The sequence below is a fragment of the Parabacteroides sp. ZJ-118 genome (assembly GCF_011038785.1).
In the GTDB taxonomy this organism is placed as follows: Bacteria; Bacteroidota; Bacteroidia; order Bacteroidales; family Tannerellaceae; genus Parabacteroides.
This window is the reverse complement of sequence record NZ_JAAKDT010000014.1, coordinates 45,196-61,103: the sequence shown is the minus strand read 5'-3', so window position 1 is coordinate 61,103 and position 15,908 is coordinate 45,196. Positions and strand designations below refer to the sequence as shown.

At 48.0% G+C, this 15,908-nt stretch carries 6 protein-coding genes and 1 pseudogene; all 7 read right to left on the bottom strand.

Annotated features, from left to right (window positions below):
• Positions 1 to 152 precede the first annotated feature (152 nt).
• Positions 153 to 902 (bottom strand): annotated as a pseudogene (locus tag G7Y39_RS05790) (Fic family protein); the annotation flags it as partial.
• Between the two features lie 198 nt (positions 903 to 1,100).
• Positions 1,101 to 2,519, bottom strand: a complete 1,419-nt coding sequence (locus tag G7Y39_RS05785; RefSeq protein WP_165155961.1) for a calcineurin-like phosphoesterase C-terminal domain-containing protein — start codon at positions 2,517 to 2,519, stop codon at positions 1,101 to 1,103.
• A gap of 34 nt (positions 2,520 to 2,553) precedes the next feature.
• Positions 2,554 to 5,724, bottom strand: a complete 3,171-nt coding sequence (locus G7Y39_RS05780) for a TonB-dependent receptor (protein WP_165155959.1) — start codon at positions 5,722 to 5,724, stop codon at positions 2,554 to 2,556.
• A 172-nt stretch (positions 5,725 to 5,896) separates the two neighbouring features.
• Positions 5,897 to 6,547: a hypothetical protein gene (locus tag G7Y39_RS05775; RefSeq protein WP_165155957.1), complete on the bottom strand. Its 651-nt coding sequence runs from the start codon at positions 6,545 to 6,547 to the stop codon at positions 5,897 to 5,899.
• 194 nt (positions 6,548 to 6,741) lie between these two features.
• The gene (gene purL / locus G7Y39_RS05770) at positions 6,742 to 10,431 is read right to left on the bottom strand and encodes a phosphoribosylformylglycinamidine synthase (RefSeq protein WP_165155955.1); all 3,690 of its coding nucleotides are present in this window, start codon (positions 10,429 to 10,431) and stop codon (positions 6,742 to 6,744) included.
• Between the two features lie 181 nt (positions 10,432 to 10,612).
• Positions 10,613 to 12,205, bottom strand: a complete 1,593-nt coding sequence (locus G7Y39_RS05765) for a RagB/SusD family nutrient uptake outer membrane protein (RefSeq protein WP_165155953.1) — start codon at positions 12,203 to 12,205, stop codon at positions 10,613 to 10,615.
• Between the two features lie 27 nt (positions 12,206 to 12,232).
• Positions 12,233 to 15,349, bottom strand: a complete 3,117-nt coding sequence (locus G7Y39_RS05760; RefSeq protein WP_165155951.1) for a TonB-dependent receptor — start codon at positions 15,347 to 15,349, stop codon at positions 12,233 to 12,235.
• Positions 15,350 to 15,908: the final 559 nt, after the last annotated feature.

The window sequence follows — 15,908 nt, the reverse complement described above, 5'->3', positions numbered from 1 at the left end:
CGTTACCTCCGTGAGGAAGGAGGGCGGGAAAGAAATAAGGGAAACGCGTATCTTATGTACCGCGTTTCCCTTAATGTTTCTAAACGTAAATCCGCAGGGTATGAAAAATGCGGGCTTAGAGATCATCCAACCCGCATTCTCTAATGAGAGGGATCGTATATAATGGAATAGCTCGGACGTTTAGCACCGGGAATATCCTCTCGAAGAATCTCTTTTTCTACAAGGTCTTGAATATCTCGTATCGCTGTGTCTTTGGAACATTTAGCCAACGTTGCCCAATTCTTGGACGTTATTTTAGCCTCATAACCGTCGAGAAATAAGTTCAACATATCGGTTTGTCTTTGGCTTAGTGGAATGGACGAAGCCCTTTGCCAAAAGGAACTTTTGTTCAAGATAGTGCTGACGCTGTTTCCGGCTTCGTCGAGTGCAACAGACAGCGTATTGGCATACCAACATATCCATTCAGTGATATCACCATCGCCATGCTGCGTCTTTTCTAAAATAGCGTAATAGTGTTTTTTATCCTTGTTTATCTGCGAGGAAATATTGTAAAATCGGAACTCGCTCTTGTCGGCACGAGCCAGTAGCATATCAGAAAGTATACGTGCCAATCGTCCGTTCCCGTCCTCAAATGGATGAATACTGACAAACCAGAAATGCGCAATGGCAGACCGGATAACTGAATTTACATTTTCCTGACTGTTGAACCAATTGAGAAACTGTTTCATTTCCATCTCTACACGTTCCGGTGCAGGGGCAATATAATGGATTTTCTCGCGACCGAACATCCCGGAAACGATATGTTCCTCGTTTGTTCGATACCTGCCAACCTCAATCTGTAACCCCTCGCTGAAACCGGTTGGGAAGAATGCCGCTTGCCATGCGCAAATTTTCTCTTTCGACTTCCGGCTCATGCGGTTCCCATCCGTTATACCTACAAAAAAAATAACGGCAACCGCCTTCCGCCGAAAGCCGAGTTGCCGTCTAAAGTTAGGAATAAGGTTTGGTTTGTTCCTTTGTAATGATTCTAAAGTCAATGTATAATGGGAGTTTTCCTCATACTATCGCCGCAAAAGTAAATGCCACTTGTTACGATTCGATTACTGGAGTGTTACATTTTTAGTAAAGGTCTCGCCAAATCGGTTGATAACGTTGACCTGTACCTCTTTGACTCCGGCAGAAGGGTGGCAACGGAACAAATGCGGTGTACGATACCCGGAAGGTTTTCCGTGCATGTCGATATAGTCTTGATCCTCGTCATCGAATTGCTCCATGCGACCTTTCTCAACGCCGTTCTCGCTCCATGTAACTTGGTAGGTCGGATCCCAATCCCATACGTTCACCACGAGGTAATCCGCTTGCGATTTGAACTCCTCCGGCTTATAAACCCTGAATTGATAATCCGGATCATGGCCGGTCGCCTTATAATACCAAGTAGCGGTATTCTCTTTCACCTCAACGACCAGATAACCGTTCGGGGTGCCGCACCGGTTTACATGCCCGGCCCACCAAGCTCCGCAAGCGGCCGCGATATTATGCTCGTACAGATTCGGTGTGACTTGGTTGTTCTCGAAGAAGTGCGTATGCCCGGCGAAGATATGGACATTGTAAGGGGCGACGATCTCTTTCAGGCTCTCAGCGTCCTCGGCGTTCCCTCTTCCTCCATCCGTCCGGTTGAATACCGGGGCATGTACGTTGATAAATACAAGTGTACCGGGTTTGACGTAACTCAGGTCGTTTCTCAGCCATTCCAGTTGTTCCTTCCCGAAGCGTTCGTCATACTTCTTGTCTTTATAATAATCGATATCTTTTAAGGTGATGATGTGTACATCCCCGACGTTGAACGAATAATTGTAAGGGCCGAAATGATCCTCGTAGATACGCTCCGCGTAGCTCTCCTCGGTTACCGTTTGATTGGATAGGGCCGGGTAACGTAAGTCGTGGTCGTGATTGCCGATCACGGAGAACATCGGGATGCCTAAGACCGAGACCGCTTCCTTATAGGGAGTGAATAAATCCATGCGATCCCAAGTAATGTCTCCCAGCGCCATACCATAGACCTCTTTCCCCTGATAACGCGCGATCGTCTGTTTCAAGTCGGGGATGGTCTCCTCGCGGAAACGTTTCATCTGCTGCTCGTCGATGGTCTGAGGATCGGAGATCGCCAAGTAGACAAATCCGTCGATTGGCTGTTTCCTTGGGGTGAGCGTAAAATCATGTTCATGGATCTCCTTGCTTTTATCAAGCTGCTGATAGAAAAGATCGGGTATACCTTTTGTTTGTCCGATCTCATAGTCGCCCGGTACGGAGAGGTAGACAAAGCGGCTCTTGTCCGGATTCGAATCCAGGCTATATTCTCCCCGCGCATTGGTTTGCGTGAAATTATAACCATCCGTAACGACTACTCCTTGTAGCGGTTTGCCTGCCGTATCGGATACGGTACCCCTTACGGTAGCAGCTTGCGCTACCCAAGTGGATAACGCAAGCAAAAGTGTGAATGATAAGAATTGTCTCTTCATCTTGATTCTTTTTTATGATTTGAATATGGGTTCGTCAGAATTTATAACGTATACCGATTTGAACCTGCCAAGGGTTTCCGTTCATGCTGGATACACCCGTGTTTTTGTTTACGTTGTATACGTATTGCTTCTTCTCCGCGTCAAAACTCTTGATGGAGTAGATATTCTGCTTGCCTAGGTTATGCCCGGCACCCCAGTCCTTGTTTAGCATATTCAGGAAATTGAAGAAGTCTACCGATGCCTCGATGGAATGGGTCTTATAGATCTTGAAGTTCTTGTTCAAGCGCAAATCGAATGTACCGTAGAAGCCATTTACGCCACCGTTACGCTCGGCTACCTTCCCGTAGTTTTTACGGATATAATCTTTTACGCTCTTCTCCGCTTTCGGGTTGTCCAAGATCGCTTGGATACCCTCGCGAAGATATTGAGGTGTATTGCTATCGTTCGGGTCATAGATGTAAGCCAAGTCGTTGGATGATACGAAATCGCCGTTCATATTACCGCTGACCGCTAAAGAGTAGCGGGTCCCGCCGATCCCGGAGAAACGCAAGCCTACGCTGATTCCCCAAAAAGAGGGAGCCGTACCGTAGAATACGACCTTGTGGCGGAATTGGTTGTCGGAGTAGGTCATGGTACTCAAATCGCGCGGATCATCTTTTACCATCAAGGATAGGGTCGCGGTGTTCGCTACGTTTCCGTTGTATGAGGTGTTATCCTTGGAATCGTTCCATGTATAGCTGAAAGAAAGCTCGCCATCCCTGAGATAACGCCAAGTTCCGTCTACGACAAACGCATATTGGTTGATTTTTCCATCGCTGATTAATTCCAGCACACGGCCTACCTTCTCGCTCTTACGTCCTTGCATCCAGTCGGTCGCTCCGTTCTTGGTGTTGATACTCTCGGCGGGGACGAACACGCCGCGATTCCCTTCGGCGGCGATACGGAAGTAGGGCTCATCCACCATATTACGGTCTACGTACATGTAATTATGGCGCGCCCAGTTGGCGTAAGCGCTGATACCTACCCGCAAACGATCGGAGAAGAAATGCGTGTAGCTGGCGTTCAACTTATAGACTACCGGTACACGGGCGTCCTCGCTATTCATATTGATCGTGCTGATCTTTTGGATGTTCGGGTTGTTGAATAAATCAACGCCCGGGGCGGTAGAAGGATCTTCGCGGTATGCCGGGAAATTCGGTGTCGGAACCAAATTACCTTGTATGTCCACGGACGCTACCTTCGTGCCGTCGAACAGCATATTGTTGATCATGGAATAGTTGTTCAGATCCGAACCGAAGATACCGGCGCCAAGGCGGATAATATCTTGATGTTTATCATTCACGTCCCATGTGAATTGAACGCGGGGTTGCAACTGGAAGGTGGAGATTATGTTGTCCGTACGCAAGCCAAGTTCGTCATAAACGGTCTGGTTGAAGTTCGCGTGGTTGAAATAGCGGGTATAGTCCGCACGGATACCTGCCATGACCTCGAACCCGGTGAAAAGCTTCGTTTGTAGTTGTCCGTAAATAGCGGAGTTCAAGGTGTTCATCTTTACCGTAGGATCATCTACCAAGGCGATTTCCCGGGCATAACGGTAAGGAGTCATATTCTCGAAATTATCCAGTCCCGTAAAATAAAACCGTCCGTTCATCTCACTGCCATAGAGTGACTTCATATTCGTGTACATGAAGTCCGCCCCGAATGTATAGTTGATACGACCCGTATTGTAATACATATTGTCTACCAATTGAAGCACATTATCCTTGAAATGCTCGGGTGCGTAGCGTTGACCTCCAAGTTGGATGGAGGTGTACATGCTCTTGTCGCCGGATATGGATTCTACGTTTTCTACGATTGCTCTTGGGATATTGGAGCTTGGCAATTGCTTGTTTGGGGTCGTGGCCTCGTAAACCAAAAAATGTTGAAGTTTCAACTCGTTGGTTAGCTTTGGGCTTAATACCGAGCGTAAGGTAGCGAGTAAGCTGTTGTTATGCGATTTGCGATCGATCCAAACTTCGTAAAGATTGATGCTGGAGTTATCGCTCTCGCTTTGTTTATTATCCTCGTTGATGAAATTATTGCGGATGGTCAGCAAGTTGGTCGCGTTCAACTGCCAGTCGATACGGGCGAAGACTGCGTTCGTCTGCTTCTTCTTGCCGAACTCCCCGAATTGAGGATCATTCGAGACTCCGTATTTGGTGCGGGCGATATCCAGATAACGGTCTAGCGTAGATTGAGTGACATTATAGCGAGACTCGTCCTCCGCCGTCTTGATATCCGCGATATAAATCGGACGGGAATCCTGTTGATGATCCCACACGACATAGAAGTGCGCACGGTCTTTCACGATCGGGCCTCCCAAAGAGAAACCATATTGATAGGTAGAGAAATCGGAAGTCGTTTTATTTCCGCGTATATCGTAGGAGCTGGATAACCAGTCGGCACGACCGAACCCGAATACACTTCCGGTGAAAGTATTGGTTCCTGATTTCGTGACAGCGCTCACGGTACCGCCTCCGGAACGTCCGTTGGTCACGTCATATTGGTTGGTTACCACCTCAAACTCGCGGACGGCTTCCATGGATATCGTATAAGCGCCGGCAGTCGTTCCGCTCGCTACGGTTCCTTTCGCCGTCATACCGTCGATGGTGTAATTCGTCGAGGAGGATAATTGTCCGGCGATATTTTTCCCGCTACTCAATGGCGAGAGATCCATCAGGGATGTGAAGTTACGACCGTTTACCGGAAGCTTCGTGATATTTTGAGCGGAGATGGATGTTGCCGCACCGATCTTCGGGACCGTGTTCTTCAAAGAATTAGCGACCACCTCGACAGCTTGGATCTCCACCGATTCCTCCGCCAGCTTGAAATCCACTCGAAGCATATCTCCTTGGTTCAATGCGTATCCGGTCTTTTTCTGTTCTCCATAACCGATATAAGAGACGGTAACGGTATAAGGAGAACCTAACGGAAGCTGTTTGATGGTATATTCTCCTTTCTCGTTCGTCATGGAGCCTGTGAAGAATCCGGTAGATTCATTCTTGACTTGGATCGTGGCTCCAATCACCGATTCCCCTGTATTATCCACGACCGTTCCCGTGATAATGGCTTGCGTCCCTTGTGCGAATAGGAGAGCCGGTAAGCAACTAAAAAATAACAAACAGGCAAGTAATCTGCATGTAATGCGTTTGTTAATCATCATCATAATAATCTTTTTAAAATTAAACCTAAATACCTTTTTCGGCGCAAAAGTAAGTGTCTGGTTTTGCAAAGAGATTACATCCGTATGTAGGTTTAAATAAAGAAAAAAAGCCTAATGAAGGATATTCATTAGGCTTAACGAGAAAATTATGAATGTGTCTATAAAGAAGAAAAGGTTAGTCCTCGTCCAAAGTCTTGATAATGCTGGATGCTATCTTGGATGAACTCTTGCGGCTGCTCTTTCTGAGCTTATCCGGATTCTCAAGATTCATGCAGGTAAAAAAGTTATTCCCCCGATATACCTCGTTTTTATCTTTATCGAATAAGGTATAGCTGACGATATGGAACAGTGTGCGCAACGGTTGGTCTTGCCATTTCAGGTAATGCTGGTTTAATACGAGCAGATAATCAGCGTCGGCATTATCCAATACCTTTTGCAGCTCTTCGGTCGGCACGGCTGAAAGATCGGAATAGCAATCCTCGTTCTCCCCGTTTACCTTGATCTCATTCAGTACTTGTCCGGTCACTTGTGCAGCGTTTGCCGGGATAAACTTACAATCTCCGTTTTTAACGGACGCGGCGATATTCTCGGCGATGATCGTATTATACGTTTGGTCGATGCTATCCGCTTTCATGCCGGTCTCTTCAGCGATCATCCCGTTGTAGAAGTAGTTCGATTTTACGTTATCGTGCAAACCTACGATGAGAATTTGCTTTGCGTGATAGTTGTCACTTCCCTTCTTACTCTCTTTAGCGTTCGCCGCCATAGAAGCTACGGCTAAAAAGAATACCACCGTAAAGATTCTGATCTTAAATAACTTTTCCATGATTCTGCGATTAAATTCTTTGTCTATTGATTTCGGAGGCAAAGGTATTGGCCGGGTATTGCAGGGATATTACGGTGGTATAAAGTAATAGTTACTGGTGATCTCTCCGCGCCGGCTTGGATATTTTTTAAGAAGAGATAGAAACAGGGGTTGTCTTTAAGGCTCAAAGAACGCTAAAAACAACCCCTGTTATTTTACTTATTATTCTCGATCCACTTGCGAGCGTTCACGAACGCCTCGATCCATGGAGTGACCTCGTCGTTCTCCTTACGGTCGGCGGGGTAATAACCACACTGCCAAGGGAAGATCGCACGTTCGGGGTGAGGCATCATGGCTAAATGGCGGCCGTCCTTCGAGCAAACACCGGCAACAGACCAGGGAGAGCCGTTCGGGTTGGCGGGATAGCCGTCGTAATTGTATCTGGCGATGATGTTGTACTCCTTCTCCTCGTATGGGAACTCGAACTTACCTTCACCATGCGCTACCCATACACCCAACTTCGTGCCGCTCAAGGAGCCGAACATTACGGAGTTGTTTTTCGGGATCTCCAAGCTAACGAAGTTAGACTCGAATTTATGGGAATCATTGTGGACCATCTTATGCTTTTTCTCGTGCTCCGGATAAACCAAGCCTAACTCGGCCATCAACTGGCAACCGTTACAGATACCCATGCTCAACGTATCTTTACGCGCGTAATAGTTGTCGATCGCTTTCTTGGCTTTCTCGTTATACAAGAAACCACCGGCCCAGCCCTTGGCGGAGCCTAATACATCGGAGTTGGAGAAACCGCCGCAGAATACGATGAAGTTTACATCCTCCAGCGTTTCGCGGCCGCTAGCCAAGTCCGTCATGTGGACATCCTTCACATCGAAACCTGCCAGATACAGGGCATAAGCTGTCTCACGTTCGCATTGCGTACCCTTCTCCCGGATTACCGCGGCCTTGATGCCGCTCGGGGTGCGGCGTTCCGCCGAGAGTCCGTAAGAGGAAAGTTTTCCGGTAAAGTCCTTATGGAGCCTGTACTGTACGGGCTGCATCTTATAGTTCTCGAAACGGTTCCCGGCACAAACGCTACCGCTCTGCTTTACATCTAGCTTATAAGAAGACTCGTACCATACGTCACGCATATAGTCGATGCCGAAGTGATATTGAATGCCGTCTTTCGATACCAATACATGGCGCTCGTCGGTCGGTTTGGCGATGATGGCGAAACCTACGCCTGCCTCTTCCATCAACTTCTCGAATGCCTTCTTGTCTTTTACCTGAACCAAGATACCCGGATTCTCGGCGAACAGGATCTTTACGATATCGCTCTCGGGAATCTTATCCAAGTTGACATCCAAACCACCCTCTACGTTGGCGAAGCACATCTCCAACAGGGTCGTGATCATACCTCCCGCCGAGATATCGTGTCCGGCAAGGATGAGCCTCTTCTCGATCGCGTCTTGTACGGCGTTGAAAGCGTCACGGAAATATTCCGGATCTTTCACGGTTGGAACCTCGTTGCCCAGCTTGTTCAGCGCTTGAGCGAAAGCGGAACCTCCTAACTTCAGGGTATCGAAAGAGAAGTCTATGTAATAAATGGATGTGTTCTTGTCTTGAGCTACTACCGGAGAGACGATTTTCTTGATATCGCTAACCTCCGCGCCGGCAGAGATAATCACCGTACCCGGGGCGATCACCTTATCGTCACCGTATTTCTGCGTCATGGATAAAGAGTCCTTGCCGGTCGGGATATTGATACCTAAGCTGCAAGCGAAGTCGGATGCGGCTTGTACGGCTGTGTACAGACGGGCGTCCTCGCCTTCGTTGCGGCACGGCCACATCCAGTTGGCGCTTAAGGATACGCTCTCCAACTTCTCTGTCAGCGGAGCGAATACGATGTTGGTCAATGACTCGGCGATTGCCATAACGGAACCGGCGGCCGGATCAACCAAGGCTACTTGAGGAGCATGGCCGATTGAGGTAGCGATACCTGCTTTCCCGCGGTAATCCAACGCTACGGCACCTAAGTCGCTCAACGGTAATTGTAATTCACCTTGACATTGCTGGCGGGCGATCTTACCGGTTACGGAACGGTCTACTTTGTTTGTTAACCAATCCTTGCAGGCTACGGCCTCCAATTGAAGCACGTTCTCCAAATAATGGTGAAGCTCGGATTCTTTATAAACAACCGGTTGATAAGATTCAGTGACCGTATGGTCGGTCATAACCGTTCTGGGCGGTTTACCGAACATATATTCCAGCTTGATATCGATGGGTTTCACGCCGTCTGCCTGTTCGAAGACAAACTTCATGTCGTCAGTAGTCTCGCCTACCACATACATCGGGGCACGTTCACGATCCGCGATACGTTTTACACGGGCTACATCTTCTTCTTTCATCAATAAGCCCATGCGCTCTTGGCTCTCGTTCCCTACGATCTCCTTCGCTGAAAGAGTCGGGTCGCCGATTGGCAATTTGCTCATATCGATGTGTCCGCCGGTAGCCTCCACCAACTCGGATAAGCAGTTGAGGTGTCCACCCGCGCCATGGTCGTGGATAGAGACGATCGGGTTCTCGTCAGACTCGGCGATCGCACGGATCACGTTGGCCGCACGTTTCTGCATCTCCGGGTTTGCTCGCTGTACGGCGTTCAGCTCGATACCGCTCGTGTATTGTCCCGTGTTTACGGATGAGACGGCCCCGCCGCCCATACCGATACGGTAGTTATCGCCACCGATTACAACCACTTTCTCCCCCGGTCGCGGATCCCCTTTTAATCCGTCGCGCATATTCGCGAAGCCTACACCGCCGGCAAGCATGATCACTTTGTCATAAGCGTATTTCTTATCGTTCTCCGTGTGCTCGAAAGTCAATAAAGAACCACAGATAAGCGGTTGGCCAAATTTATTGCCGAAGTCGGAAGCGCCGTTGGAGGCCTTGATCAAGATCTGCTCCGGAGTCTGGTATAACCAAGGACGGGGGTCCAGGATTTTCTCCCATTCGCGAGTACCTTCCGTACGAGGGTAAGCAGTCATATAGACAGCTGTTCCCGCTATCGGCAGGGATGCCTTGCCACCGCCCAGACGGTCACGGATCTCACCTCCTGTCCCGGTAGCGGCACCGTTGAACGGTTCGACGGTTGTCGGGAAGTTATGCGTCTCGGCCTTCAAGGAGATAACCGTCTTGATGTCTTTTACCGCGAAGAAATCAGGTTTGTCACCGGAAAGGGGGGCGAATTGCTCTACCGTCGGTCCTTCGTTGAACGCTACGTTATCTTTATAAGCGGAAACCAATTTGTTGGGGTTCTCAGCGGAAGTCTTCTTGATCAAGTTGAACAAGGAACTTTCTTTTTCCTCGCCGTCGATGATGAATACACCTCCGAATATCTTATGGCGGCAGTGTTCCGAGTTTACTTGAGAGAAACCGAACACCTCGCTATCTGTCAACTTACGTCCCAACTTCCGGCTTACTTCGTTCAGGTAAGCGATCTCCTCTTGGCTTAGTGCCAAACCCTCTTGTTGGTTGTACACTTCCAAATCCTCAATATAGACAATAGGATCCGGTTTTTTACTGATTGTGAAGATCTCTTGATCCAGGCCATTGTAGATGCGTTGCAACATCGGATCGTGATCCGCGTCGCCGGAAGAAACAGGAAAATATTCCTCAATACGGGAAATACCGGTCAGGCCCATGTTTTGGGTAATTTCAACGGCGTTCGTACTCCACGGGGTAATCATTTCCCGGCGTGGCCCTACGTACCAGCCTTCCAATGTCTCTGCTTGAACAGGAGCCGCCTCGCTAAACAACCAAACCAGTTTTTGAGTGTCTTCAGGAGAGAAAGTGTGCGCGGCCTCTACAGCCAGCACCGTCTTTGTTGAAGATTGAAAGAATAGAATCATATCGTTGATTTATTAGTATTTGTCACGAAATAACGAAAAAGCCTCTTTTAGAGGGTGCAAAGATAATGATTTCCCGTGAATTATTATGCCAATACGTTTTAAAAGAAAAGAGGACGAAACCTCCCGGTCTCGTCCTCTCAAGTCCCCCTACATAGTGAAAAATAAGAGTGTGTCTATATACTTACCAGCCTGCGTTCTGTTGTGCGGCCAGCGTGGGGTTTCTTAATATATCATTCAATGGAATCGGCCAAATAAAGCGTTTATCCGTGTATGGGATGAACTTCTTGCTGTTACTGAACCATTCAGCTTTCACTTCTCCACCTACGACAAAGGCTCCCTGTCCTTTCGTGTTGTTGTACTCGATCTTTGCGGGAATACCGCCCGACGGACATAGATCGTCTGCCGCTAAACGATGGATATCTTCCCAGCGACGTCCCTCTCCTTGGAACTCAATGCGCCGTTCCCAAAGGATTGCCTCTACCAGTGTTTTTGTGTTTGCGAAGTCGCTCGCCTTATAAGCTTGCGTGGCGGGATCGGCTAATGAACGATCTCTGACTTGGTTCAATTTCTCCAATGCCAGGGTGTTGTTGCCGGTACGAGCGGCGGCCTCGGCCTCGTTCAGCAATACCTCCGCGTAGCGGAGAATCGGAGCGTATTCCTCGCGTGTTTGCGGATTCCGGTACTTATCACAGAAGTAATAATCGTCTGACGGACGATAGAGCAAGAGATTACGACGTTTGTCATCTCCTTTCCAGAACTTGGAATTGTAAAGGGTTGGGGATGTCGGGCACATCGCTCGACCACCATCGCGGGCGGACATCATGGAAGACATGGCTCCATTCACGGATCCGTTATCTTGGGAGTCGTTAGGGATGGAGAAAACAGACTCTGCGTTGTTACTGTAAGAGACGAAAGGCGTAACCGGGTCTGCTTCCAGCTTGAAACGTCCTCCTTCCAGTTTCTTAGCTTCCGTAATCACTTGATTCCAATCACGCATGTGCAAGTACACGCGTGTTTTCAACGCTATAGCGGCACCTTTGCTGGCACGTCCTATTTTATCCGCGTCGATAACGTCGGGAAGCATGCTCTCCGCGTTGTTCAAGTCGCTTACTATTTGCTCGTAAGTCTCCTTTACGGTAGAACGGCCTATACTTTGCTGCTCCTCTAGCTGGCTGGGATCGTTTACCGCTTTTGTGTAAAGAGGCAGGCCATAATTGTTGTTGCCTTCTACATTGTAAGGCAACGCAAAATGGATCATTAGGTTGTGATAGGTTAACGCCCGTAAGAACAAGCATTCCCCTTTGTACTGATTGCCTTTTTCTTCGGAGATGACTCCTTCGGCTACCGCACCCTCGATTCCCGCATATACCGTGTTATAGCGATTGATAGCCTCGAAAGAAGTCTCCCACATCGCCACGTTATTGGCGGTAGTCGGGTTGTAGGTCGCCGAATAGGTGATATCATAGAATACGGCGGTCAGATTCATGTCCTCTCCACGCATTTCTCCTTGGAGAATACTGGCTGCCCCGAATGGATACCCGCGTTGCCAACCGTTACCCGTATTGACATACATGCCACATTGCGCCGCGTCATAGGCCCCGATTACGGATAGCTCACAGCGTTCCGGTGTCCCGAATGCGGTTAACTCTGAGAATTTGTCTACAGGTTCAAGGTCTACGACATCGCTTTCGCAGGCGGTGAACAGTGGTAGCGAGAATAGGGCTATCCCTAGTGCGGCTACTGAGATGCTTTTGTATAATTTATTGTATAACATGATTGTAACTTTTCTTGGTTTGTAAAATTAGAATGTAATGTTCGCTCCAAAAGTGAAAGAACGTTGCTGTGGCATACCGTTCCAATCTACACCTAAACGAGAGTTTGTCTCAGGATCCAATCCGGAATAACCTGTGATCGTGAACAAGTTCTGCCCTTGAACATAAAAACGGATTTTTGTCATATTCAATTTGGATACGATGGATCTTGGGATGGTATAACCCAAAGCCAGCGTGGCAAGTTTTAGGTAATTTCCGCTTTCAACGAAATGCGAATCCGTATATCCGTCATTGAATAGCCGGTTCTCGTCTCCATAGCCGATTTTAGGAGTTATGCCATCTCCCGGTTGCTCCTTCGATACCCAACGCCCAAGTATTTCTGTGCCATTGTTGCTGAATTGCATATTGAGCAATGTGCTTTGACGAGATGCGTTCATGATTTTGTTACCTCCGGAGAAGCGGAAGAATATGTTAAGATCGAAGTTTTTGTATGTGACCGTGTTATTCCATCCTCCGTACCAAGTAGGCATGGATGAGCCCAGGATCTTACGGTCGCTGGCCTCTAGGGAGGATGCCTTGGATACATCGGATGGGTTAGACGGATCGTATTCCGCATAGTCGTAGGATCCAAACGTATCGAATTGCACCAATGAGCCATCGGCTTTTGACCAAATCGGGTTGCCGTTCTCCGCGTTTACGCCGTAATAGTCATATCCGTACAAGGATCGATAGGATTCACCCTCTTTGATGATCGTGTACGCATCGATGATATCAGTTCCTTGGTACAGGCTCTTGACCGTGTTTTTCGCTGTCGAGAAATTGAAATTGGTCTGCCAGTTCCAGTCTTTCGTGGCGATGATCGTCGCGTTGACGCTCAATTCCATACCGGAATTTTTGATCTTGCCGATGTTGTCGTAATAGGAGTTGTATGGAATACCCGCGGTTGGTGCGGTAGGAACCTCCAATACGAGGTCTTTGGAGTTTTTCTGCCAATATGCCAGCTCAAAGGTCAACCGGTTGTTGAAGAAAGAGCCATCCAAGCCGATATCGAAAGTCTCGGTCGTTTCCCATTTAAGTTGGCTGTTACCCATACGGTTCCATGCGATACCGGCATTCGGGCCTGTAAGTTTCGCTCCATAAGTCCCTAGATACGGGAAGTGGTTGCCTAAGTCGGAATTACCGATCGCCGCGTAGCTGGCACGCAAACGTAAGTCGTTGAACCATTCGTTTATGGGTGATTCGCTCCAGAATTTCTCGCGGGAAATACGCCATGCGGCTGATGCTCCCCAGAATGTACCCCAACGGGTGTCTTTCGGAAGACTGGACAAACCATCCGTACGGATGGATGCGCCTATATAGTATTTGCTGTCATAATTGTAATTCGCACGGAACATATAAGATGCCAGTCCCATGTAGGTTTTGCCTCCATATACGAATTTTTCGCCGAATGTATTGGAAATGATGTGATCGGCAAAGAATATATCGGACAATTGTTGTACGGTAGCATCGGTGTACTCGCGTTCCGAATAGGTGTATTCTTGTACCGCTGTCGCTGATACGTTGTGCAAGTCGTTGAATGTCCGGCTGAAGTTCAATACGTTCTGCCAGTTCCAGTTTGTATAGGTGGTGTTTGTCTCATCCAATAAGCCACCATAGCCGTATCCGTCTCCTGATTCGGGATTCCATACCATAAAGTCTTTAACGTTAGAAATGTCTAAACCGGCCTGGGTCTTCAATGTCAATCCGTCTATAAATGTGATCTCGGCCCAGCCTCCCCCTAACGCACGGGTGTTCGTCGTTCGGTTCACGTTGTTGTCCAAGGCCCAAACGATGTTTTGGATACCATTATCGATGTAGGAGAGGTTGCAGCCTCTTCCTAATGTCTTGCGGTTTTCCGCGTCAATATTATATCCTGTCGGATCATCCGGGTTGAATACCGATACGTTAGGTAACATACGGGGACCGGCGAAACCTACACCTCCCAGGGAATTCTCTCCATTCATGACTCCATTGATTTTGGTTCGGGTCATCTGGCCGTTCAGCCCGATGCGCAACCATTTTGTGGCCTGTTGTGTCAAGTCTGCCTTTAAACTCAGTCGGTTCAAATCGTTGGCGCGAACGATACCTTCTTGTTCCGTGAAACCGAAAGATACGTAGTATTGACTCTTATCCGTACCACCACTGGCGGACACGCTGTGGTTGTGCTGGAAGCCTGTGCGGAAGATGTAATCATTCCAGTTCGTGTCCGGTCCGTTCGGGTCGTAAACAGCCTGGCCTTTTTCTCCCCAGTTCTCATGTTTCTCATTAGCGATAGTCACGAAATCTCTCGCTCCCAAAAGATCATGTAATTTCGCCGCGCTGGCCGCGCTCACGTAGCCATCGTATGTCACTTGAGTACGCCCTTTAGAACCTTTTTTGGTGGTGATCAAAACAACGCCATTTGCCGCGCGGGATCCATAAATGGCGGTGGCTGCACCATCCTTTAGGATCTCGATGGATTCGATGTCGTTCGGGTTGATATCGGACATGGCATTGTAGGAAGCGTAAGACATACCCAAACCGGTGCTGCCATTGGAGTTATCTCCTACGGCGATCGGCATACCATCTACGATAAACAGCGGTTGCGAGCTGGAGCTGATCGTGCTCATGCCGCGGATCTGGAATTGAGGCCCGCTTCCCAGTACACCACTGGGAGTCGTAACCTGCACTCCGGCGGCACGCCCGGCTAGTTGGGTGTCGAAAGACGCTGTCGCCAAATTGCTTAAATCCTCGCCTCCCACTTTGGAGATAGCACTTGTTACATCTTTTTTCCTCTGGGTTCCATATCCAACCACCACGACTTCATCCAAATCCTGTGAGTCGGATTCCATGTGGACACTGATTATCGGTTTGATCGTTACTTCTACGGATTTCATACCGATGTAAGAGATGATTAGTTTTTTGGCACTGGAAGGGACATCCAAGGCGAACGCCCCGTTATAATCCGTTACTGTACCTGTAGTAGTACCCGCTACTACGATAGAGGCTCCGATGATAGGAGCATCATCTTCCGCCGAGATAACCGTTCCGGTTACCCTCGTGGTCTGAGCTGTTGCAAACGCCATACTAGCGAATAAGCATAGTAAAAGACAAGTCAACTTTTTCATAGACACATGCTTTTTGTTTAGTTTGTTAGTAAATAGTTTATTGTAAGAAATTATTGTCAAAAAATGAATCCATGTAGTATCCGAGGAACTAAATCAATACACGGCGTATTATGTATTAATTATTGTGAATATCCAATTACCTTATCAATCGAAATCCACGGATAACATCTGCAATACTTAATTGTCAGTTTGGCGATAACCACATTCCTTAATGGTTACTCGGCAAATATAGAGGTATTTTTGTGTAAAACAAGTGATTTGGTAATAAAAAAAATTTATGACTTATGTCTTAAAATTACGCATATTTAGCATGGAGAACTAAATTAAAAACAAAAAGTGTTAACCGGAGGTGTTGGCGAAAAAACAGTAGAAACGAAAATCCCTTCTAACGCTAGGAAGCTGTAAAGGGGCTCCTGCTTTCTGATGAATGTATTTGCGGAGATGGATCTTAAAAAAAATATTGAGTTTTTTGCAACCGAACCCGGTCGCACGACAACCTCATCCGCCCATAGTGAGCGACAGGAGCGTAGGACTGAAAGAATGGAGATGTTTTTAGCCG

What these genes read in the sequence shown, in the direction of transcription:
- G7Y39_RS05765 (WP_165155953.1), bottom strand. Translation starts at nt 12,205, where the DNA reads ATGTTATACAATAAATTATACAAAAGCATCTCAGTAGCCGCACTAGGG.
- purL (WP_165155955.1), bottom strand. Translation starts at nt 10,431, where the DNA reads ATGATTCTATTCTTTCAATCTTCAACAAAGACGGTGCTGGCTGTAGAG.
- G7Y39_RS05785 (WP_165155961.1), bottom strand. Translation starts at nt 2,519, where the DNA reads ATGAAGAGACAATTCTTATCATTCACACTTTTGCTTGCGTTATCCACT.
- G7Y39_RS05780 (WP_165155959.1), bottom strand. Translation starts at nt 5,724, where the DNA reads ATGATGATGATTAACAAACGCATTACATGCAGATTACTTGCCTGTTTG.
- G7Y39_RS05760 (WP_165155951.1), bottom strand. Translation starts at nt 15,349, where the DNA reads ATGAAAAAGTTGACTTGTCTTTTACTATGCTTATTCGCTAGTATGGCG.
- G7Y39_RS05775 (WP_165155957.1), bottom strand. Translation starts at nt 6,547, where the DNA reads ATGGAAAAGTTATTTAAGATCAGAATCTTTACGGTGGTATTCTTTTTA.